The sequence below is a fragment of the Nocardia sp. NBC_00565 genome, assembly GCF_036345915.1.
Classification (GTDB): Bacteria; Actinomycetota; Actinomycetes; order Mycobacteriales; family Mycobacteriaceae; genus Nocardia.
The window spans coordinates 3180334-3201238 of the sequence record NZ_CP107785.1 but is presented as its reverse complement, the minus strand read 5'-3'; the positions used below and the strand labels follow the sequence as shown (position 1 = coordinate 3201238).

The window sequence follows — 20905 nt, the reverse complement described above, 5'->3', positions numbered from 1 at the left end:
CGTGCCGCAATCGACTCTGCTTCCCGATATCCTCCAGAACCGGGCCGTCGACGAGCCGGACCGCACGGCATATGTGTTCCTGGACGAAACCGGTTCGGAGACAGCCACACTGACCTACCGCGAACTGCACGACCGGGCGCTCGCCGTGGCCGAGCAACTCAGGTCCCGGTGCGCGCCCGGTGATCGCGCTCTACTGGTGTTTCCGCAGAGCCTCGACTTCATCGTCGCGTACTTCGGTTGCCTCTACGCGCATATCATCGCGGTGCCGGTGAATCCGCCGCGCCGCAACCGAGTTCAGGCGGCGACCCGATCCATTGTCGGTGACTGCCGCCCCGCCGCGGTGCTCACGATCGGCGCGATGATCGAGACGCTGCGGCCGGATCTGGAGCCGATCTGCTCGGCCCGCCATTGGCTCGCCGTCGACGATATGCCCGCGGCCGACACCGGCTGGACGCCGACATCCGCCGATCCGGATGCCGTTGCGTTCCTTCAGTACACCTCCGGTTCCACTTCGGCGCCCAAGGGCGTCATGGTCACCCATCGGAACCTGATCGCGAACGAGGAGATGATCCGGCAGGGCTTCGGCCACGACCGGGACTCGACGGTGGTCGGCTGGGCCCCCTTCTTCCACGACCAGGGTCTGATCGGCAATGTGTTGCAGCCGCTCTATGTGGGGGCGACCAGCATCCTGATGTCGCCGATCGCATTCATTCGCAGGCCGCTGCTGTGGCTGGAGACCATCTCCCGGTACCGCGCGCACACCAGCGGCGGCCCGAACTTCGCCTTCGACGCCTGTGTCGCGCGCGCGGTCGCCGGGAATATGCCCGAATTGGATCTGAGCAGCTGGCGGGTGGCATTCAACGGGGCCGAGCCGATTCGTCCCGAGACGCTGTCGCGGTTCGCGAAAACATTTGCACCGCATGGATTCGCCGAGCAGGCGCTGTATCCGTGCTACGGCCTCGCCGAGGCGACGCTGCTCGTCTCGGGCGGTGCGAAAGGCCGGGGCCCGCGCATGCTCGATGCGGATATCGAAGCGCTCGGCCGTCGGCGCTATGTCGGTGCGACGCAGGGCCAGGGCCGCACGCTGGTCGGTTCGGGGCGCGTGCTACCCGGCGAAGATGTGCGCATCGTCGATCCCGAGACCGGGCAGCCGTGCTCGGCGGATCGAATCGGTGAGATCTGGGTGGCGGGAGACCATATCGCACAGGGCTATTGGGGGCGCCCCACGGCGACGGCGGAGATTCTCCGCGCCCGCCGCGCGGACGAGCCGGCACAAAACTATCTACGCACCGGCGACCTCGGCGTGGTCGTTGACGGTGAGCTGTATGTGGTGGGCCGACTGAAGGATATGGTCATCATTCGCGGCCGGAACTACTATCCGCACGATATCGAACACACGGTGCAGCAGGCGCATCCGGCGGTGCGGGTCGGCAGCGGCGCGGTGTTCTCGGTGCCGGGACGCGACGACGAGAAGTTGGTTGTCGTCCAGGAGATCAGGCGCGACTGCGCGCCGGATGCCGATGCCACCGATATCGCGGGTGCGATCCGGGCGGCGGTGTTGCAGGAGCACGAACTCGCGGTCGCCGAGGTGGTCCTGACCGCGCCGGACCAGGTGCAGAAGACGAGCAGCGGCAAGATCATGCGGGCGGCGGCCAGAAAACGTTATCTGGCAGGCGAATTCGAGACCTGGATGCCGCGCACACCCGAAGAACTGACAGAACGACCGAGGAGCTGACAACGTGCAGACCTGGCAAGCAACGAACCCCGATTTCGAACCGGCCGTGAAGGGCGCGGTACTCAGCATGCCCGCCGCTCAGCACCTGGGTTTCGAGTTCGGCCGGATAGCGCCCGGCGAGGCCGAGATCATCCAGCCACATCGCAAGGAACTCACCCAGCACGACGGATTCTTCCAAGGCGGAGTGCTCGGCGCACTGGCGGACTTCGCCGCCGGTTCCGCGGCGGGCACCCTGCTGCCGCCGGGATGGGTGAATATGACCATCGACTACACGGTGAAGATCCTCGCCCCGGCGAAGGGCCCGAATGTCGTGGCCCGCGGCCGGGTGATCAAACCGGGCGCACTCATCACGATCGCCGCCGCGGACGTCTTCTCCGTCGATGGCGACGACGAAACCCTTTGTGCCACAGCGCTGGTAACCATGCGCAACGTGAAACTGTTCAACTCCTGAGCCGAGAGTAGTCATGAGCCCCGAGGCATTCGTCTTCGATCCGTTCGCCACCGGATTCGCCGCCGACCCCTATCCGCACTACGCGCAGTTGCGCGCTACCGCGCCGACGCATGAGCATCCACTCGGGTTCTGGGTCGTATCGAAGTACCAGGATGTGGCCGGACTACAGCGCTCATCGCAATCGGTCGACGAGCAGCATCTGACGCGCCTACCCGCATGGAAAAGCGATAGCAGCAGGCTCGGCAAGGAAAACCGCATGATGCGCGGACTGTCCATACTGGACCGGGATCCGCCCGATCACACCCGGCTGCGCCGCCTCGTCGCCAAAGCCTTCACCCCCCGAGCTCTCGACGCATTGCAGCCGAGCGTGGAAAAGCTCGTGGGGGCCGCCTTGGACCGGATTGCCGAGGCCGGCACCGCGGATATCGTTGCGGAACTGGCATTTCCGGTGCCCTTCGCGATCATCTCGGAAATGCTCGGCGTCCCGGTGGTGGAACACACGCGGCTGCGCGAGCTCACCGCGGTGCTGGTGCTCGCCCTCGAACCGCTCGCCGATCCGGACCTGCAGGCTCGGATCCGGGCGGCCAACCAGGAACTGTTCGCGATGGTCGGCGAACTGATCCGCTGGAAACGTGGCGCTCCCGGCGACGACCTGCTGACCCGGCTCATCACCGCGGAAATCGAGGGCGATGTACTGAGCGAGGACGAGTTGATCGCTCAGGTCATGTTGCTCTATATCGCAGGTCACGAAACGACCGTGAATCACCTCGCGGGCGGAATCCTCGCCCTACTGCGCCATCCCGACCAGGCGCGACGCCTACGCGAGGAGCCCGAACTCGCCGACAATGCCGTGGCGGAAATTCTCCGATACGACACCCCCGTGCAGCTGATGCGCCGGATCACCGTCGAATCCCTGTCCATCGGCGACGCGGAGATCCCCGACGGCAATTTGGTGATCGCCTGTGTGGCCGCGGCCAATCGGGATCCGGACTTCTGGGGCGCGGATGCCGACGAACTGCGCCTGGACCGGGCGAACGCGGCTCAGCACCTCTCGTTCGGCGCGGGCATCCACCACTGTTTAGGTGCGGCGCTGGTCCGGCTCGAGGCCCGAGTCGCCTTCACGCACTTCGTCGAGCGTTTTCCGGACGCCGTCATCGAAGAGTTGCGCTGGAACGGCCGGATCAACGTGCGCGGTCCGGCGACATTGTCGATCTCGGTGTAGCGCAACTCTTTCAGGAGGGGATGAGACCCATGCCGACCATGATCGCCGACGGTACGCCGATCGCCTACACCGATACCGGAACGCCGCCCGACCGCCCGGATGCGGCCACGATCGTATTCGGTCACGGATTGTTGTTCGGCGGCTGGATGTTTCGGTCGCAGATCGATGTCCTGCGCGAGCAGTACCGGTGCATCGCGATCGACTGGCGCGGGCACGGCGAAACCCCGCCGACCGCAGGCGGTTACGATATGGACACCCTCACCCACGACGCCGTCGAGGTGATTCGGGGCCTCCGGATCGCTCCGGTGCACTGGGTCGGTCTGTCCATGGGCGGCTTCGTCGGACAGCGCATCGCGGCCCGCCACGGTGAGTTGCTGCGCTCACTGACATTGCTGGACACCAGCTCCGAGCCCGAAGACCCGAGCAAGATCGGTGAGTACAAGCGGCTGGCGCTGGTCCTGCGGCTCTTCGGGGCCAAACCGATCCTCGGCCGGGTCGCATCGCACCTGTTCGGCCCCGACTACCTCGCGGACACCGCAAATGCGGCCGTCATCGCTGAGTGGGCCACCCACCTCGCTCGCAGCAACCGTGCCGCCGTTCGCAAGGCGGTCCTCGCCGTGGCCGATCGCGCGCCGGTGGACCGGGAGATCACCGCCATCACCACGCCCACCCTCGTCATCGTCGGCGCGGACGACAAGGCAACGCCCCCACCGCGATCCGAACGCATCGCCGAACTGATCCCGTCCGCCCGCCTGCACCCGATCCCGAACTGCGGCCATTCCAGCACCCTGGAACAGCCCGCGGCGATCACCGCATACCTCCAGGAATTCCTCGCGACCGTCGACAAGGTCTGATCGATTCGGGGCCTAGCGGCAGGCGAGTCCGGCGCAGGTGGTCAGTTCGGTGAGGCGAAGGTCGAGTTCGGTGACGGTGGTGGCGTGCTCGGCTCGGCCGGTCGGTGTCTTGATCAGGTTGGTCAGTTGGAAGGGATCGGTGGCGAGGTCATATAGCTCGTATTCGCGGTCGGTGAGCGGGCGTTCGCGTTCGTACCAGCGCACATACAGATACCGCTCGGTGCGCACCGCGATCCAGGACGGCATGTCGAGAGCATATATCGCTGGTGTCTCGGTGCCCGGGATCTGTTCCTGAACAATGCCGTTGCGGCCGTTGCCGCCCGGGCCGCCGTACTCGGCGGCGAAGTCGGTGCGCCAGCCGCTGGTGTCACCGTGCAGCACCGGTGTGAGTGAGCGACCGTCCATCCGGTCGGGGATGGCGACACCGGCCCAGTCGAGGATGGTGGGTGCGAGGTCGATCGACAGGCCCATCGCATCAGTGCTGCCGTGGCCGACACCGGGACCGGCGACCGCGAGGGGTACGCGCATGGATTCCTCGTAGGGGGCCATCTTTTGGGTGAGCCGGTGGGCGCCGAGGCTATAGCCGTTGTCGGAGGTGAAGATCAGGTAGGTGTTATCGAGTTGGCCGGTGCGGTCCAGGGTATCGACGATCGCGGCGACCATTTCGTCCAGCGATTTCAGTGCACCGAGCCGGTTGGTGTAGTCGATGTCATTGGTCGCCGCGATCGTCGCCGCACGAGCGGCCGCGGTGTCGACGAGCCAACTCGGCTTGTCGGAGACGTCGGGCTCCTGGAAGTTCGGTGACCGCGGCGCCGCGGTCGGGGTGGTCTCGGCCAGATGCCGTGGTGCGGGTGGGATCGGGAAGTGTGGGGCCGTGGAAGCGGCATACCAGAAGAACGGTTGCCCGGTGGTGGCGGCGTCGGTGATGAACCGAACCGATTTGTCACCGATGACGTCGGTTTCGTAATCCTTCGGTGCGACACCGTATTTCACGTGGGTGCCATTTTCGTTGAGGGTGTAGTTGTAGCCGGCGTAGAGGAAGTTGTCGATGCCTGCGTTCCAGTCGTCCCAGCCGGGCGGGATGTGGTCGGGGTCGTGTTCGAGGCCGTTGAGATATTTACCGGCCATTCCGGTGCGATAGCCGGCGTCATGCAGATGTGTTGCGATGGTGTGGGATTCGTTGCCGTTGGCGCGGAAGGTTTCGAAGCCGCCTACTTCGCCACTGTTGGTGAGGACGCCGGTGTTGTGCCCGTATTCGCCGGTCAGAATCGACGACCGGGCCGCGCAGCAGATCGGCATCGGCGCGAAACTGTTGGAGAAATCCATCCCACGGTCACGAATCAGCTCGGCGGTGCGTGGCATCGCCTGCCACACCGGCGTGGTCATCGCATCGAGGTCGTCGGCGAGGATCATCACGACATTGGGGCGGCGAGCATCGCCGTGATCGGGGGACGCCGATGCGGCCGACAGACAGGCCGCGGCCGACAGTACCGACACCGCGGCCATGGTCAGCCAACAACGCAACGAACGGCGGCAATCCATCGAGACTTCCTATCAGGAATATCGAACGCACGCGCCGCATACCGGCGCGACGCGCGGTATCGACAGTATTTCCACGGATCCACCGCCGCTCGGATGCTGCACTCCGAGGATCTCCTGTGCGCGCGGGGCAACGCCGCTATCCGCAACCCGTTGGTGCGGCCACGCCGCCGAATCGCTGGCCGAGATAGTCGATCGCTCCCGGAGTGCCGGCGAGCGCGGCGCCGATGTGGGTCGGAGCGCTCGTGCGGACATAAGTCACGGTCGCGCCTGCGGCGCACCAGCTTTGGACCAGGGCGTCGGTATCGACAATGGGTAGGAGCTCGTCCCCGATGGAGTGCCATATATAGGTCGGTGCGGCCGGGACTTCCTGCTGCAGGCGTGCTTGTTCGGATAACGCCGCGATTCGGGGGTTCATGTCGATGTTCGGGTCCGCGGTGTATTGGTCGAAGTTCGCGAACATGTATTTGGCCAGGAACTCCGTACCGCAGGACTGGGAGTTCTCGGCGAGCATGGTGCGGCCGCGGTCGTTGAGCAGTGACGGGATGTCTGCTTCGGGGAAACTGCGATTGAGCCCCGCGAGCACCAGCAGTCCGAGACCGGCGTAGTAGCTGCCGTTGGTAACCCGCAGGGCGTGGCCGTAGTCCGTGCCGACACCGCCCACGGCGATCCCGTCCAAGTGGAGTTCGGGTGCGTAGTTCGGCTGTTGCACTGCTGCCGAGATTGTCGCGAAGCTCCCACCCGAGTAGCCCATTGCGCCGAGGGGAGATTTGGGTGAAAGGCCTGCCGGGCCGAATGCCAGGGCCGCTCGGATTCCGTCGAGTACACCGTGGGCGGCCTGCATGCCGTCGAGATAGTGTGATTCGGGGCCCTGGTAGTCCGTCAGGACGACGGCCCAATTCCGTTGCAGTAGAAGTGCGGTGATTGGTGCCTCGAAGTTGGTGTTGTTCGTGAGCAGTCCGCCTGCGCCGAGTCCCGCTCGGATGGAATACGAAGTGGTACAACGTGTTCCGAGACTGTCCTCGGCTATCTGATAGCTGACCAGGGGCCGTTCTCCCGGTCCTGTCCATGGTGTCGTCGGCACCACGACCGTGGTGACTCCGGTCGTCGGACCGCCCGTTCCGTCCGTGGATTTGTATTGCACCTGCCAGGTCTTGATGGGCAGGCCCACAGTGAGCTGATAGGGCTGGATCTCCCGCGATCGCACGATGGCGCCGTTGTCGAGGGTGGCAAGGTCGGGCGGCGCCGCATAGAAAGGATCCGCGTCGGGCACCGGAATCGGTTCGGCGACAGCTGAGCCCGGTGTGCACAGGCATCCCGCGACAGCGATTGCGCTCAAGGCCACGGCAGCGCAGAGCTGCCGTCCGGTTATTGCGAAGCTGCTGCGGTTCATCAGATTTCCTTCCATTTCGGGATCTCACATGGAGGAGACTGCCTGCGAGCGGAAGCCGGGCTACGTCGAATTTCATGTAGCAGCCCGGTTCGACACTAGTAGAAAGCGCGACAAGACCGCCCCAAGCAACGCACCCGCAATCGGATCCGCGAGGCTTCCGAAAATATTCGGCACCCACCCGGCTGACTCTGCCTAGTGGAGCCGCAGTCCTGCGATCACGAGGTCGACCATGCGACGTGCGTCATAGCGGGGGTTGTTGTCCCCGCCGATACAGAGATTGCCGACGCCACGCAGCAGTAGGTAGGGATCCATATCGGGGAGAATCTCACCCGCCGTGGCAGCCGCGTCGAGCAGCTGGGCGCACACGGGGAGGAGGCGGTCGAGGAAATAGGCGTGCAGAGTCTCGAAGGTGGCGTTGTCGGATTGCAACGCCTCGGCGAGGCCGTGCTTGGTGACCAGGAAGTCGACGAAGAGGTTGATCCAACCCGCCAGGGCGGCGTGCGGTGTGCTGCTATTCGCCAGCAATGTCGGGCCGGCCGCCGCGCATGCCTCGACCTGGTGTCGGTAGACGGCGACGATGAGATCGGCTCGCGTAGGGAAGTGGCGGTAGATCGTGCCGACGCCGACGCCGGCCCTGGCGGCGATATCGCGCACGGGCACATCGACGCCGGAAGTGATGAAAGCCGCGGCGGCCGCGTCCAGCAGTGTCTGCTCATTACGTCGGGCGTCGGCCCGCTTCCGCGGGGCTGACGACCCTGACCCACTGTCGATGTCGACCACTGCGCCGCTACCTCCTTCACGCCACTTGGCAAACGGAACAATGTTCCGTATGTTAGTTATCGGAACAACGCTCCGTTTTCAGGATGCCAGAACAGGCGAGTCGAAACCAAGCCACGCGTCGCGAACTCGCTTCACCTCTCGAGGAGGACAGTCATGCAGTACCGCACCTTGGGGCACACCGGTGTGCAGGTCAGCACCCTCGTGCTCGGCGCGATGAACTTCGGCAGGATCGGGCGCACCACCCAGGACGAGGCCACCGCTATCGTCGATGCCGCGCTCGAGGGCGGGATCAACCTCATCGACACCGCCGACGCCTACAGCGACGGCGAGTCGGAGGAGATGGTCGGTAAAGCCATCGCAGGCCGCCGTGACGACATCGTGCTGGCCACGAAGGCGTACCTGCCCATGGGCGAGGAGCGCAACCACCGGGGCAGCTCGCGCCGCTGGTTGATCACCGAGTTGGACAACAGCCTGCGCCGACTGGGTGTCGACCATGTCGATCTGTACCAAATCCACCGGTGGGACCCGACCACCAGCGATGAGGAGACGCTGTCGGCGCTGACGGACCTGCAGCGCGCGGGAAAGATTCGCTACTTCGGCTCCTCGACCTTCCCCGCGTACCGAATCGTGCAAGCCCAGTGGGCCGCCCGCGAATATCGCCTGAGCCGGTACGTCACCGAACAGCCCGGCTACTCGATCCTGCAGCGCGGGATCGAGACCCACGTCCTGCCCGTGACCGAGCAGTATGGACTCGGTGTGCTGGTGTGGAGCCCGCTGGCGTCGGGCTGGCTGTCGGGCGCGATCCGTGCGGGCCGCGAAATCACCACCAGCCGTTCGACATTCATGCCGCAACGCTTCGATACCGCCATCCCCGTCAACCGGGCCAAAATGGACGCGGTCGAGCAGTTGGCCGAAGTCGCCGACCAGGCCGGTCTGACGATGATCCAGCTCGCGCTCGGATTCGTTACTGCGCACCCGGCCGTGACCAGCGCGATCATCGGGCCCCGCACCATGGACCACCTGCACTCTCAGCTCGCCGCCGCGGACACCGTGCTCTCCGCCGACGTGCTCGACGCGATCGACGCGATCGTCGCTCCCGGCGTCGACCTCGCCGCACACGAGAAGCACGACACACCTCCCGCCCTGCTCGACGCGGCGCAGCGACGTCGCTGATCGCCCACCCCGGACCGAAAGGACGAACGGAACCATGTCACGAACACCCCGGCCCAGTTTCGGGATCATGACCGCTCCGATGCAGGTCGACTACCACGACGTCCTGCGGGTCTGGCGCGAGGCGGACGCAATCCCGGAGATCGAGCACGCGTGGCTGTTCGATCACCTCATGCCGATCGGCGGCGACCCGAACGGACCGACCCACGAAGGCTGGACACTGCTCTCAGCCCTCGCCGCACAGACCCGACGACTGCGGCTCGGCTTGCTCGTGACCAGCAACCGCTTCCGACCACCCGCGATGCTGGCCAAGATCGCCGCGACCGTCGACATCGTCTCCGGCGGACGGCTCGACTTCGGTATCGGCGCAGGCTCACGACCCAGCCACCCGCTGGCTCGGCGCGAGTACGAAGCACACGGCCTGCCCTTCCACGACGCCGCCCATGCTGTGGCAAGCCTCGCCGAAGCGTGCACAGTGATCCGGCGGCTGTGGACCGAGACCGAACCGTTCGACGTCCACGGCACCCACGTCCAACTCACCGGAGCGTTCTGCAACCCCAAACCCATCCAGCGCCCGCACCCGCCGATCCTTATCGGCGGACGCTCGGCCCAGGTGCTGCGCGTGGTCGCCGAGCACGCCGACCTGTGGAACATCCCCGGCGGCGATATCGAGGACGCCGTCCGCCGCAGCGCACTGCTGGACCGCTACTGTGCCGACATCGGTCGCGACCCCGCCTCCATCACCCGCTCGATCCACCTGCCGATCTCCTACGACCAGCCCGGCGGCACTCAGGACGCGATCGGCGCAGCGATCGAGGCCGGCTTCCAGCACATCGTTCTCGGCCTGCCGGCGCCCTACCCCGCGGGTGTCGCACAGTGGGTTACCGACGAATTCATCACCACGTGGTCCAGCGGGGTTTCAATGCTGTCGTCGCAGCACTAGCCGCTCGACCGAGCCTCCGGCATCCGCCGCTAACGCATCTGAGGGCAGCGTGTTCGCGTTGAACTCGAGACCTCCGGCCACGTGCGGCATTACGTTCACTCCATCAGCGATTCAAAGGAGTGCCGTGATTCGCCAACCCACTGCTCAGGACAAGTTCTCCTTCGGCCTGTGGACGGTCGGATGGACGGGTGTCGATCCATTCGGTGCCGCCACCCGGCCGACCCTCGCCCCCTGGGACTACGCCGAACGACTTGCCGAACTCGGCGCCTGGGGTATCACCTTCCACGACAACGACGTCTTTCCGTTCGACACCGATGACGCGACCAAGGAACGGATCGTCAACCAGCTGAAGGAAACCACCGATCGGGTGGGTCTGACCATCGAGATGGTCACCACCAATACCTTCACCCACCCCGTCTTCAAGGACGGTGGACTCACCGCCAACGACCGCTCGATCCGCCGCTTCGGCCTGCGTAAAATCCTGCGCGCGGTTGATCTCGCCGCCCAGGTCGGCGCCACCACCTTCGTGATGTGGGGTGGGCGCGAAGGCGCGGAATACGACGGATCCAAGGACCTCTACGCCGCGCTGCAACGCTACCGGGAGGGCGTGGATACCGTTGCCGCGCATATCAAGTCGCAGGGATACAACCTGCGCATCGCACTCGAACCCAAACCCAACGAACCGCGCGGCGACATCTTCCTGCCCACCGTCGGGCATGCGCTGGCCTTCATCGCGGAATTGGAGCACGGCGATATCGTCGGCCTCAATCCGGAAACCGGCCACGAGCAGATGGCCAACCTCAATTACACCCACGGCCTGGCGCAGGCGCTCTGGAGCGGCAAGCTGTTCCATATCGACCTCAACGGCCAGCGCGGCCTGAAATACGACCAGGATCTGGTTTTCGGACACGGCGACCTGGTCTCGGCGTTCTTCACCGTCGACCTGCTCGAGAACGGTTTCCCCGGATATCCCGACGGTCCGCGCTACACCGGTCCACGGCACTTCGACTACAAACCGTCCCGCACCGAGCACCTGCAGGGAGTCTGGGAATCGGCCGCGGCATGCATGTCTACTTACCTGTTGCTGGCGGACAAGGCCCGAGCGTTCCGCGCCGACCCCCGAGTTCAGGAGGCAATGGCCTACTCCGGCATCCTCGATCTCGCCGAACCCACCCTCGCCGCCGGCGAGACACTAGCGGAATTCCTCTCCACCACAGACGACTTCGACCCGAACAAGGCCGCCGAACGCGACTTCGGCTTCGTCCGACTCCACCAACTCGCCCTCAACCATCTGATCGGTTGATCACGTGGAACTGGTGGCGGCATCGGCGTTGCCATCGGTTCCGCTTGCGGCCCCGTTCTCGCGAAACGCCGCGAAGGAATTCGTCAGGTCACCGGTGAACGTGCACATGACCTGCGTGCGGTTCTCGATGTCGAGAGCGTGCCGCAGGCTGGGGGCATCGACGTTCTGCCACATGGTTTCCTTGGTCATCCACACCGCGAGCGGTGAGTGACAGGCGATTTCGCGGGCCTTGGCGATCGCGTGGTCGACCAGGACCTCGGCGTCGACGACCTCGAGGACCAGGCCGATGGCCACGGCCTCGGCGGCATCGAAGACCCGGCCGGTCAGCATCAGCTCCGCGGCACGGGAGGCGCCCACCAGCCGCGGCAGGTGATAGCTGGTGCCCATATCGCAGGCGGACACACCGTGGCGGATGAAGACCGCACCGAAGCTCGCGCCGGTGCTCGCATAGCGGATGTCGCACGCCAGCGCCATTGCGAAGCCACCGCCGACGGCGGCTCCGTTCACCGCCGCGATAACGGGCTGACGTAACCGGTGGATCTTCTCGAAGGCCGATGTCATCAGCTCCTGCGCGGCCATCGTGATCGCGATGGGCGCGGCCGAACGCGCCTGCAGCGACGCGTAGGGGGTGGCGTCGACATCGGTGAAATCAGCTGGAGTGGCTTTGATGTCGGCCCCGGCGCAGAACACCGTGCCGCTGCCGGTGAGCACGACAGCACGGATCGCGGGATCGCCGTTGATCGAGTCGAGCGCTCGGTGCAATTCGGCCAGAGTTTGCGAGTCCAGCGCATTGCCGCGGCGTGGCCGATCGATCGTCAGCACGACGATGGCACCGTCGTCGAGATGTTCGAGGGTGAACGCGGAAGACATCAGCGCGCCACCATTCCACCGTCGGCGATCAGGGTCTGACCGGTGATGAAGCTGCCCGCGTCGGACACCAGAAGCAATGCCGGAGCGACCATTTCGTCGGGTTCGGCAATGCGCTGCATGAGCGAGGCGGTCTCCATGGCCTGCACGAACTCGGGTGGATTGTTCCGGACCATATCGGTGTCGACCGACCCGGGAGCCAGCGCGTTGACGCGTATTCCGGCGGCGGCGAACTCGGCGGCCATCGACTCGAACTTCGCGTGCAGTGCTGAATTGTCCAAAACCCTGTCCTACCTGTTGATTTCGTGACCTCGCTGGCATCGTCGTAGGCGGCGCGCGGTACCAGCAGCCGGGTCGTGCGGGCGCAGCCCTGGGGCCTTTCGTAGAGACAACACCGTTCATAAAGCTTGCCGATAATATGTCTGGACAGATGTTCGGAACATAGTTCTGATTGCGACCGTGCGCAAGGACGGATCGAGAAATGCCTCGAAGCGCAGGTGGCGTCGAACGTCGAGTCGGCCTGATCTCAGGCGGTGGCGAACTCGAGCTCGTGCTCCTCGGTGCGCGGGCATGCTTCACCTACGGCGGCGCGATCGTCATGGTCGATGTCATGGGTTCGGCAAACCGCTCGACGACGGGCCGATGCTGCTGCGGCCCGGGATCCTGATACCGGCCTGGGGTCCCGCGATCCAGCAGCTGGCAGCCGGTCTGGGTGTCGAAATCGACGCCACTACAGAGGTTTACGAGCGCGTCCCGGCGCCAAAGTCCGTCGATGTCGCGGCCGGACCTATTCCCGAGGGTGGCCTTGCGGCGGTGCGCGCCATAGTGGGGGACCAGTTGGTGATCGTCATCGAGCACATCACGCGACTGCGCGAGTATCTGTACCCGGCGTGGCCGCAACCCCAGCCGGGCGGCTCGTACCACGTCGAAATCGTCGGCGAGTCTTCATATCTGATGGATATCCGGCCCACCAGCCGCCGGGGCGACCGCAACCATGCCGCCATCGTGGCGGCCGCCGGAAGGATCGCGAATGCGATCCCGGCGGTGATCGCGGCCGAGCCGGGTAATCGCACGAGCCTTGCCGCTGATCACCCGGCGTCTTCGCCGCGCCCTCCGGCATCGTCGGCCGGTACCGGCATCGTCGACCTCGTTGTCAGCGCGCTCCGCACGTCCCCGTGGGGGTGTACTGGCAAGGGTTCTCGTTGCGGCCTCGGTACTGATCGTGGTTGTCGCTCTTGGAGCGCACTCCGTAGCCGTAGCCGCCGTTCTGCTGACTGTGGTCGCTGCTGTTGGGGCGCGATCCCGATCCGTAGCCGTGGCCGCCCCCGGGGCTGTGTGAATCCCGAGGTCCGGCCGAGGCCGCGAAAAGGTGGGGTGAGGCAATCGTCACCATCACCAGTGCGATGCTGATCAGCGTCGCCACCACCACTCGGCGCACTGTCCAGAACTTAGTTGTGATCTCCATGAGCTATCTTCCCGCCAATTAATGTGCCGCTATATAACGATACGTTAATCGATGGGACGTCACAAGGGGAAGTTAATTTCGCGGGATTCGTGCACGCCCGATCGTTGCTGGTGCCTTCGATCGCGAAAGCTGCCCGGGCGCAGTCGATCCCGCGCCGGAGTCGGTCATCGCCTTCCTGACGGCCAAGGGCATTCCGTTCACGACCTGGCCGGGTTGGTATCGCCTCGACGCGCATGAGCGGGCGCGAGGTGCGCGTGCGGGACGCGAGCGAGTCAAGGTCGTCGAGCGCGCGGAGATGCTGCGGGTCAGCCTCGGCTAGGGGGATTCGTCGCCTTCCTTGATAGTCGGGGAGTGTCCGTGCCAGCCTGGACCTAGGTGGAAAGCCTGGCCGGTGCGTCCTGCGCGCGGCGGGTTCGGGCGCTCGAGGAGGAAGCGGTGCGGGATCGGGTCGAGGGGGTGGCGACGCTGCGGGTCGACGTCGAATTCTCCGATACCCTGCGGCGATCGCTCGGCGTCGGATGGTCGTTCGCATCGGCGGCGCCCACGGAGTTGGCGTGCGCGCGGATCTTTCTGGTGCCGCTGGGCGGTGATCCGCGGCGGATATATCTGGACATCGTGGACCGACGGTCGGCAATGTCGGTGCGGTTGCCCGAGGGGCTGGCCGACGGCGAGTACGCCATCGAGGTCGACGCCTATGGCAGCGCGAGCTGGGGAGATGGCCGACTGGATGCGCGCGGACGCAGCGCATCGTTCACGATCGGCCCACCCACGCCGAGCGAATCGGCCCTCTCCGGTCGGGGATAGGTCCTCGATTCGGGCTGCGGTGAGATGTACCTCCGCCTGGAATTCCTCGCACAGCCACCCGACCGTGTCGAGCGTTCCGCAGATCTTGGCCAGCTGAATCGGGTGGTATTGCGGAAGGATGCAGACGCCGGTGGCCAGCGGCGGGGGATAGTGACCGCCGCCGCGTAGGCAAGCGGGGCGAAGGGGTCGGGTAGTGGCCCTCCGCGGGCGCTTCGATCCGGCCAGTCGGGCTGGCCCTGCTGGTCCGTCTTCGCCTGCCTGGTGGGCGGAGCCCGGTGAACGCGCGAAATTACTTGTCGCATACCTATTTTCGGAAGGGAACCTCGCGGATCTGCCTGCGGATGCGGAGCGACGAGTATGATCCCGACCAGCTTCAATTGACAGGAACCCTGATGATGGCTAACTATTACAACTATCAAGGTTCCTGATGATTCGATGGCAAGAAGGAGCGGAACATGAGCCTCGTGAAACAGGAGTTGCCACCATCCGTGGCGGTCGAGCAGCGCGACCAGATCGCGGTGGTGACCCTGGATCGGGCCCACAAACGCAATGCCCTGGATGACCCGACGATCAGGGCACTGTCCGCCTTCTTCGAGGCCCCGCCCGAATGGGCGAAGGCAGTCGTCCTCGCGGCTTCCGGTGAGCACTTCTCGGCGGGCCTGGACCTCAGCGTGCTCGGCAACCGAGACGCCGTCGGCGGGCTGCACCACTCGCGGACGTGGCATGAAGCCTTCCGGCGGATCGAATCCGGTGCCCTTCCGGTCATCGCGGTCCTCAAGGGGGCTGTCGTCGGCGGTGGTCTCGAGCTTGCCGCCGCTGCCCACCTGCGGGTCGCGGAGGACTCCACCTTCTTCGCGCTGCCCGAGGGGCAGCGCGGTCTCTTCGTGGGCGGTGGCGGATCGGTGCGGATCCCGCGCCTGATCGGGACGCACCGTATGACCGACATGATGCTGACCGGCCGAGTGCTCGGCGCGGACGAGGGGGCGGCCGCGGGCCTCGCCAACTACCGAGTGGGGGACGGCGAAGGCCTCGACAAGGCACTCGAATTGGCGGGCAAGATCGCCGAGAACTCCCCGGTCACCAACTACGCCATCATCCAGGCGCTCCCGCGGATCGCGGAAGCGTCACCGGAGGTCGGCCTGCTCATGGAGTCCCTCATGGCCGCGGTCGCGCAGAGCAGCCAGGAGGCCAAGGACCGGATGAATGCGTTCCTCGAAGGCCGTGCCGCGAAGGTCGATGCCGAGGCGGCCCGATGACCGCCGCGACAGGCGCCGAACCGGAGCTGCTGTACCTGCCGCAATCCGACCGAACCCCCCGGGTTCGGAGCTTCATGGCCTGGTTGTCGGAGAACGGCCGCGCAGAGGTCTCGACCTGGGACGAGCTCCAGAGGTGGTCGGTCGCCGAGCTGGAGGCGTTCTGGGAGAGCGTCTGGCAGTACTTCGGAGTGCGGTCCCGAACGCCGTACGACGCGGTGCTCGCTGATCGCACAATGCCGGGCGCGCAGTGGTTCCCGGGTGCCACCGTCAACTACGCGGAGCATTGCTTCGGCTCGCCCGAGGATGCCACCGAGACCGCTGTGGTGGCGTACTCCCAGACCCGGGAGCCGGTGCAGCTGACGTTCGCCGAGTTGTCGGAGCAGGTACGGCGGGTCCGTGCTGGTCTGCGTCGGCTGGGTGTCGGCCGCGGCGACCGCGTGGTCGGCTATCTCCCGAACTGCCCCGAGGCCCTGATCGCATTCCTCGCCACCGCCGGCCTGGGTGCCATTTGGGCAGGCTGTGCACCCGAGTTCGGTCCGCGCAGCGTGGTCGACCGGTTCGATCAGATCGAGCCGAAGGTGCTCATCGCGGTCGCCGGCTACACCTATGGCGACAAGCAGATCGATAAGCGGATCGAGGTCGCGGAGATCCGCGCCTGCCTGCCGACGGTCGAGCACATCGTGCACGTCCCGTACGGGCCGTTGACGATCGACGGTGCGCTCGGCTGGAGCGAGCTCGCGGCGGTGACCGAGGAACCGCTGGCCTTCGATCCGGTGCCGTTCGAACACCCGCTCTGTGTGCTCTTCTCCTCGGGAACGACCGGCAAACCGAAGCCGATCGTGCACGGGCACGGCGGGCTCCTACTGGAGCATCTGAAGAACCACGCCTTCCACTGGGATCTCGGCCCGGGGGACCGGCTGCTGTGGTTCACCACGACCGCGTGGATGATGTGGAACGCACTGATCGCGGCGCTGCTGGTCCGCAGCTCGATCGTGATGATCGACGGCAACCCGCTCTATCCCGACCTGAGGGCGCAGTGGCGGCTCGCCCAGGAGACCGGCGCGACGCTGATGGGCGCCAGTCCCGGCTACCTCATGAGCTGCCGCAAGGAGGGACTGCATCCCGCCGAGGAGTTCGACCTGTCCCGACTCCGGCAGATCGGGGCCGCCGGCAGTCCCTTCCCACCGGAAGGCTTCCGGTGGGTGGCCGAGGAGTTCGGCAGCCGCGTGCTGCTCAACGTCGGCAGTGGCGGCACGGACGTCTGCACCGGTCTGGTCCAGGGTTCCCCGCTCCAACCGGTGTGGGCCGGCGAGATGTCCGGTGCCAGCCTCGGCGTCGACGTCAAGGCCTTCGACGAAACCGGTCACGTCGTCACCGGCGAAGTCGGCGAGCTCGTCATCACGTCACCGATGCCGTCGATGCCGGTCGGGTTCTGGGGCGATGACGACGGCACTCGACTGCGTGCGGCGTACTTCGACGAGTACCCGGGCGTGTTCCGCTTCGGCGACTGGTGCCGGTTCTCGGCCGTCGGGTCGTGCGTCATAACCGGCCGTTCCGACGCGACTCTCAACCGGGGCGGCGTGCGGCTCGGAACCAGCGAGTTCTACCGCGTCCTGCAAGATGTGGACGACATTGTCGACAGCGTCGTTGTCCACCTCGAGGATTCGGCGGGCGGGATGGGTGAGCTCATCCTGTTCGTCGTACCCGCCCCGGGTGTCGTCGTCGACGAGAACCTCGAGCGTCGGCTGGCGGCGGAGATCCGCACCGCGCTCTCCCCACGTCACGTCCCCGACCGCATCGTCTCCGTGGCAGCCGTGCCGTACTCCCGGACCGGCAAGAAGCTCGAGATCCCGGTGAAGCGGATCCTGCGGGGCGCACGGCCGGCCGATGTCGCCTCGCCCGGCGCACTCATCGACCCCAGCGCGCTCGACGCCTTTGTCGAGTACGCCCGCGGACGGCAGGGTTCGTGATGACCGCCGATGCTCCGATCGCGGTGATCGGCACCGGCGTAATCGGTGCCGGGTGGGCCGCGCTGTTCCTGGCGCGAGGCCGCGATGTCATGGCTTTCGATCCTGCTCCCGCGGCCGAGCAGGCGCTGCGGTCGGCAGTCGGGGAGGCATGGCCGACGCTCATCCGTCTCGGACTCGCCGACGGCGCTTCGACGGATCGGCTGAGGTTCACATCGAGCGCTGCCGAGGCCGTCGCGGACGCGGTGTTCGTCCAGGAGAGCGGGCCCGAGCGTGTAGAGCTCAAGCAGCGATTGTTCGCCGAGCTGGACGAGGCCGCGCCGGCATCGACACCGATCGCCAGCAGCTCCTCGGGGCTGATGCCATCGCAGCTGCAGGCGATGTGTGGGCGACATCCCGAGCGGGTGCTCGTCGGGCATCCCTTCAACCCGGCATACCTGATCCCGCTCGTCGAGGTCGTCCCGGGAAAGGAAACAGACTCCCGGGTCGTCGAGGTGGCGATGGAGCTGTACACCGCAATGGGCAAGCGGCCGGTCTTGGTGCGGCACGAGGTTCCCGGGCACGTCACCAATCGGCTCCAGGCCGCGCTATGGCGCGAGGCGTACTCCCTCGTCGAACGCGGTGTCGCGACGGTCGCCGACATCGACACCGCGATCTCGTACGGCCCCGGCCTGCGGTGGGCGCTGCTCGGCCCGCTGGTCAACCAGCACCTCTCCGGAGGTGACGGCGGCCTCGCTCACATCCTGGAGCACCTCGGCCCGCCCACCCAGGCATGGATGGACGACCTCGGTGAGCCCCAACTGACCCCGCGGCTCGCCGAACTCCTCGTCCGCGGTGTCGATGACGAGCTGGCCGGGATCGACCAGCGCCGGCTGGTCGCCGACCGCGACGCACTCCTGGTCGAGCTGCTCGAACGCAAGGCGCTGCGGACCGCACTTCCTTGATGGCTGAAAGAAGAGAGATGACTACCCGCTACACCCCCCGCATCGATGTCGATCGGATCGTCGCGCTCGATGTCCACACCCATATCGAGTCCGACGCCCACGGCCACCTCTCCCTCGACCAGGAGCTGATGGACGCGTCGGCGAAGTACTTCCGCGCGGAACACCCGCGCACCCCGACCATCGACCAGGTCGCCGACTACTACCGCGAACGCTCCATGGCCGCGGTTGTCTTCACGGTCGACGCCACCACCAGCCTCGGTCGATCCGCCTTGTCGAGCGAAGACATCGCCGAGAAGGCCGCGGAGCATGCCGACGTGCTCATTCCCTTCGGCTCGGTCGATCCGCGCCGAGGGGCGGCGGCGGTCGCGCAGGCACGGCGGCTGGTCGAGGAGTACGGCGTTCGAGGCTTCAAATTCCACCCCAGCCTGCAGGGCTTCGTCCCCAACGACCCGGCCTACTACCCGCTCTGGGAAACGCTGGCGGAGCTCGGTGTGGTCGCGCTCTTCCACACCGGGCAGACCGGCATCGGGGCCGGCCTGCCCGGTGGGCGGGGAATCAAACTGCGCTTCTCCGACCCGATGCTCCTCGACGACGTCGCCGCCGACTTTCCGAGCCTGACCATGATCCTGGCGCACCCGTCTGTGCCGTGGGTCGACTCCTCGATCTCGATCGCGACCCACAAGGCGAATGTCTACATCGACCTGTCGGGCTGGTCGCCCAAGTACTTCCCGCCGCAGCTCGTGCGGCAGGCAAACAGCCTGCTCAAGCACAAGGTGCTTTTCGGGTCGGACTTCCCGGTCCTGGCGCCGGACCGCTGGCTGGCCGATTTCGCGCAGTTGGAGATGAAGCCCGAGGTAATACCGCTCGTGCTCAAGGAGAACGCACTCCAGTTGCTCGGACTGCGCGGAGGACGGTGATGGCAGCCCACTGACAGGGTTCCGCTCCCTGGGTCAGCGCGGCCAGCCGGTGTAGGCCTCGGCGAGGTAGCGCTTGCCGTGTTGCGATCCGACAACCGCGGCCAGCTCGCCGAGCTGGCGGCGAGCGTCGAAATCGGTGGCGTCGATGCGCGAGTGCAGCATGGTGGTCATCCAGTAGGAGAAGTGCTGTGCCCTCCAGACGCGGTTGAGCGCGCGGTCGGTGTACTCGTCCAGAACCGATCGGTCGTTCTTACGCACGGTCCGCTCCAGCACTTCGGCCAGTACTCGCACATCGGCCAAGGCGAGATTGAGCCCCTTGGCGCCGGTCGGCGGCACCGTGTGGGCGGCGTCTCCGGCGAGGAGCAGGTTGCCGTGCCGCATGGGTTCGCAGACGTAGGAGCGGAAGGGCAGAACCGACTTGCTGAGAATCCGTCCCTCGGTCAGGGAGAAGCCATCCGCGCCGGCCAGACGGGTCTGCAGCTCGGCCCAGATCCGCTGTTCCGACCAGTCGTCGACCGACTCGTCAGGGGAACACTGGAAATACATGCGCTGGACCGCGTCGGTGCGCCGACTGATCAGTGCGAAACCGCGGTCGGAGCGGCAGTAGATCAGCTCCGACGCACTCGGCGGCGCTTCGCACAGGATGCCGAACCAGGCGAAGGGGTACTGCCGGAAGTACTCCTTGCGGCCGGTCACCGAAGCGCGGGTCATGCTGCGCGAGCCATCCGCGCCGACCAGCGCGGTGCAGTGGATTTCGTGCGCGACGCCATCGCTGTCGGTGAAACGCATCGCGGGGCGGTCACTGGTGACGTCCACGACGGCGGTGTCGGTGACGGCGTAGCGCACGTCGCCGCCATCGCGTTCGCGTGCCGCCGCGAGGTCGGTGAAAACATCGGTCTGCGGGTAGAGCCAGGTGGAGGCACCGACGAGGTCTTGGAAGTCGATGCGGTGGCTGACACCGTCGAAGCGCAGCGCGATGCCTTGGTGCTCGTGTCCCTCGCGCAGCACGCGGTCGGAGACCCCGGACTCGACGAGCAGCCGCACGCTGTCGCGTTCGAGAATCCCCGCACGGTGGGTGTGCACGATCTCCTGCTGCGATCTGGTTTCGATGACCACGGACTCGATGCCCGCGAGCTGCAACAGGTGGGACAGCATCAGACCGGCGGGCCCGCCGCCGATGATGCCGACGGTGGTGGTGGAGACGATGCGGTGCACGGGCTTGTTGCTCACGTCAGCATGGTCTGTCGCGACCTGTGTCCGCGGCGAGACTAGGCTTCCGCTGAGCGGAAGGAATG

General features: G+C 66.1%; 19 protein-coding genes and 2 pseudogenes. 13 read left to right on the top strand and 8 right to left on the bottom strand.

The genetic code is table 11. The annotated features are described in order from the left end of the window. Position 1 precedes the first annotated feature (1 nt). The 4 genes from OG874_RS15350 to OG874_RS15335 are packed head-to-tail and all read left to right on the top strand — an operon-like array spanning position 2 to position 4262. Positions 2-1735, top strand: coding sequence for a fatty acyl-AMP ligase (locus OG874_RS15350; RefSeq protein ID WP_330255816.1), 1734 nt, complete (start codon positions 2-4; stop codon positions 1733-1735). Between the two features lie 4 nt (positions 1736-1739). Beyond that, positions 1740-2186, top strand: a complete 447-nt coding sequence (locus OG874_RS15345) for a PaaI family thioesterase (protein ID WP_330255815.1) — start codon at positions 1740-1742, stop codon at positions 2184-2186. Positions 2187-2199: 13 nt separating this feature from the next. After that, positions 2200-3408, top strand: a complete 1209-nt coding sequence (locus tag OG874_RS15340) for a cytochrome P450 (RefSeq protein WP_330255814.1) — start codon at positions 2200-2202, stop codon at positions 3406-3408. Between the two features lie 29 nt (positions 3409-3437). Then, positions 3438-4262 (top strand): alpha/beta fold hydrolase, encoded by an 825-nt coding sequence (locus OG874_RS15335; RefSeq protein WP_330255813.1) that lies wholly within the window; start codon positions 3438-3440, stop codon positions 4260-4262. Between the two features lie 12 nt (positions 4263-4274). On the opposite strand, the gene OG874_RS15330 is transcribed toward OG874_RS15335, so the two are convergent. The 3 genes from OG874_RS15330 to OG874_RS15320 all read right to left on the bottom strand — a co-directional run bounded on the left by OG874_RS15330 (position 4275) and on the right by OG874_RS15320 (position 7974). Then, the gene (locus tag OG874_RS15330) at positions 4275-5759 is read right to left on the bottom strand and encodes a sulfatase-like hydrolase/transferase (protein WP_330255812.1); all 1485 of its coding nucleotides are present in this window, start codon (positions 5757-5759) and stop codon (positions 4275-4277) included. A 181-nt stretch (positions 5760-5940) separates the two neighbouring features. Continuing rightward, positions 5941-7194 carry a lipase family protein gene (locus OG874_RS15325; protein ID WP_330255811.1) on the bottom strand — a complete coding sequence of 418 codons (1254 nt, stop codon included), beginning with the start codon at positions 7192-7194 and terminating at the stop codon, positions 5941-5943. A 192-nt stretch (positions 7195-7386) separates the two neighbouring features. Beyond that, positions 7387-7974, bottom strand: coding sequence for a TetR/AcrR family transcriptional regulator (locus OG874_RS15320; RefSeq protein WP_330255810.1), 588 nt, complete (start codon positions 7972-7974; stop codon positions 7387-7389). A gap of 153 nt (positions 7975-8127) precedes the next feature. Between OG874_RS15320 and OG874_RS15315 the strand changes: the two genes are divergently transcribed. From OG874_RS15315 to xylA, 3 genes are all read left to right on the top strand, one after another. Continuing rightward, entirely contained in the window at positions 8128-9147 is a 1020-nt protein-coding gene (locus tag OG874_RS15315; protein ID WP_330255809.1) for an aldo/keto reductase, read from the top strand. A 67-nt stretch (positions 9148-9214) separates the two neighbouring features. Next, the gene (locus OG874_RS15310) at positions 9215-10087 is read left to right on the top strand and encodes an LLM class flavin-dependent oxidoreductase (protein ID WP_442943346.1); all 873 of its coding nucleotides are present in this window, start codon (positions 9215-9217) and stop codon (positions 10085-10087) included. A 124-nt stretch (positions 10088-10211) separates the two neighbouring features. Next, positions 10212-11390 (top strand): xylose isomerase, encoded by a 1179-nt coding sequence (xylA, locus tag OG874_RS15305; protein WP_330255807.1) that lies wholly within the window; start codon positions 10212-10214, stop codon positions 11388-11390. On the opposite strand, the gene OG874_RS15300 is transcribed toward xylA, so the two are convergent. The 4 genes and pseudogenes from OG874_RS15300 to OG874_RS15285 all read right to left on the bottom strand — a co-directional run bounded on the left by OG874_RS15300 (position 11391) and on the right by OG874_RS15285 (position 13722). Next, a complete protein-coding gene (locus OG874_RS15300) occupies positions 11391-12260 on the bottom strand; it encodes an enoyl-CoA hydratase/isomerase family protein (protein WP_330255806.1) in 870 nt (289 codons plus the stop codon). Then, positions 12260-12529: pseudogene (locus OG874_RS15295) on the bottom strand (SDR family NAD(P)-dependent oxidoreductase); the annotation flags it as partial. The gene OG874_RS15300 and the pseudogene OG874_RS15295, both read right to left, overlap by 1 nt. Before the next feature lie 307 nt (positions 12530-12836). Continuing rightward, the gene (locus OG874_RS44725; protein WP_442943345.1) at positions 12837-13181 is read right to left on the bottom strand and encodes a hypothetical protein; all 345 of its coding nucleotides are present in this window, start codon (positions 13179-13181) and stop codon (positions 12837-12839) included. 229 nt (positions 13182-13410) lie between these two features. Next, complete coding sequence (locus OG874_RS15285; protein ID WP_330257714.1) at positions 13411-13722, bottom strand: hypothetical protein; 312 nt, start codon at positions 13720-13722, stop codon at positions 13411-13413. Between the two features lie 148 nt (positions 13723-13870). Here OG874_RS15285 and OG874_RS15280 point away from each other — a divergent pair. The 6 genes and pseudogenes from OG874_RS15280 to OG874_RS15255 all read left to right on the top strand — a co-directional run. Further along, a pseudogene (locus tag OG874_RS15280) lies at positions 13871-14041 on the top strand (pyridine nucleotide-disulfide oxidoreductase); the annotation flags it as partial. A 56-nt stretch (positions 14042-14097) separates the two neighbouring features. Further along, entirely contained in the window at positions 14098-14526 is a 429-nt protein-coding gene (locus OG874_RS15275) for a hypothetical protein (protein WP_330255805.1), read from the top strand. A 455-nt stretch (positions 14527-14981) separates the two neighbouring features. Continuing rightward, positions 14982-15782: a crotonase/enoyl-CoA hydratase family protein gene (locus tag OG874_RS15270; protein WP_330255804.1), complete on the top strand. Its 801-nt coding sequence runs from the start codon at positions 14982-14984 to the stop codon at positions 15780-15782. Continuing rightward, a complete protein-coding gene (locus OG874_RS15265) occupies positions 15779-17752 on the top strand; it encodes an acetoacetate--CoA ligase (protein ID WP_330255803.1) in 1974 nt (657 codons plus the stop codon). The genes OG874_RS15270 and OG874_RS15265 overlap by 4 nt, the downstream gene beginning before the upstream one ends. Next, positions 17752-18693, top strand: coding sequence for a 3-hydroxyacyl-CoA dehydrogenase NAD-binding domain-containing protein (locus OG874_RS15260; RefSeq protein ID WP_330255802.1), 942 nt, complete (start codon positions 17752-17754; stop codon positions 18691-18693). Before OG874_RS15265 ends, OG874_RS15260 begins: the two co-directional genes overlap by 1 nt. A 17-nt stretch (positions 18694-18710) precedes the next feature. Continuing rightward, positions 18711-19610, top strand: coding sequence for an amidohydrolase family protein (locus OG874_RS15255; RefSeq protein ID WP_330255801.1), 900 nt, complete (start codon positions 18711-18713; stop codon positions 19608-19610). Between the two features lie 33 nt (positions 19611-19643). Here OG874_RS15255 and OG874_RS15250 read toward each other — a convergent pair whose 3' ends face one another. Beyond that, the gene (locus OG874_RS15250) at positions 19644-20825 is read right to left on the bottom strand and encodes a 4-hydroxybenzoate 3-monooxygenase (protein ID WP_442943405.1); all 1182 of its coding nucleotides are present in this window, start codon (positions 20823-20825) and stop codon (positions 19644-19646) included. Positions 20826-20905 lie beyond the last annotated feature (80 nt).

Coding starts and splice junctions, on each gene's coding strand:
- OG874_RS15340 (WP_330255814.1), top strand. CDS start 2,200: ATGAGCCCCGAGGCATTCGTCTTCGATCCGTTCGCCACCGGATTCGCC.
- OG874_RS15335 (WP_330255813.1), top strand. CDS start 3,438: ATGCCGACCATGATCGCCGACGGTACGCCGATCGCCTACACCGATACC.
- OG874_RS15325 (WP_330255811.1), bottom strand. CDS start 7,194: ATGAACCGCAGCAGCTTCGCAATAACCGGACGGCAGCTCTGCGCTGCC.
- OG874_RS15315 (WP_330255809.1), top strand. CDS start 8,128: ATGCAGTACCGCACCTTGGGGCACACCGGTGTGCAGGTCAGCACCCTC.
- OG874_RS15310 (WP_442943346.1), top strand. CDS start 9,215: ATGACCGCTCCGATGCAGGTCGACTACCACGACGTCCTGCGGGTCTGG.
- OG874_RS15300 (WP_330255806.1), bottom strand. CDS start 12,260: ATGTCTTCCGCGTTCACCCTCGAACATCTCGACGACGGTGCCATCGTC.
- OG874_RS15285 (WP_330257714.1), bottom strand. CDS start 13,722: ATGGAGATCACAACTAAGTTCTGGACAGTGCGCCGAGTGGTGGTGGCG.
- OG874_RS15270 (WP_330255804.1), top strand. CDS start 14,982: ATGAGCCTCGTGAAACAGGAGTTGCCACCATCCGTGGCGGTCGAGCAG.
- OG874_RS15265 (WP_330255803.1), top strand. CDS start 15,779: ATGACCGCCGCGACAGGCGCCGAACCGGAGCTGCTGTACCTGCCGCAA.
- OG874_RS15260 (WP_330255802.1), top strand. CDS start 17,752: ATGACCGCCGATGCTCCGATCGCGGTGATCGGCACCGGCGTAATCGGT.
- OG874_RS15255 (WP_330255801.1), top strand. CDS start 18,711: ATGACTACCCGCTACACCCCCCGCATCGATGTCGATCGGATCGTCGCG.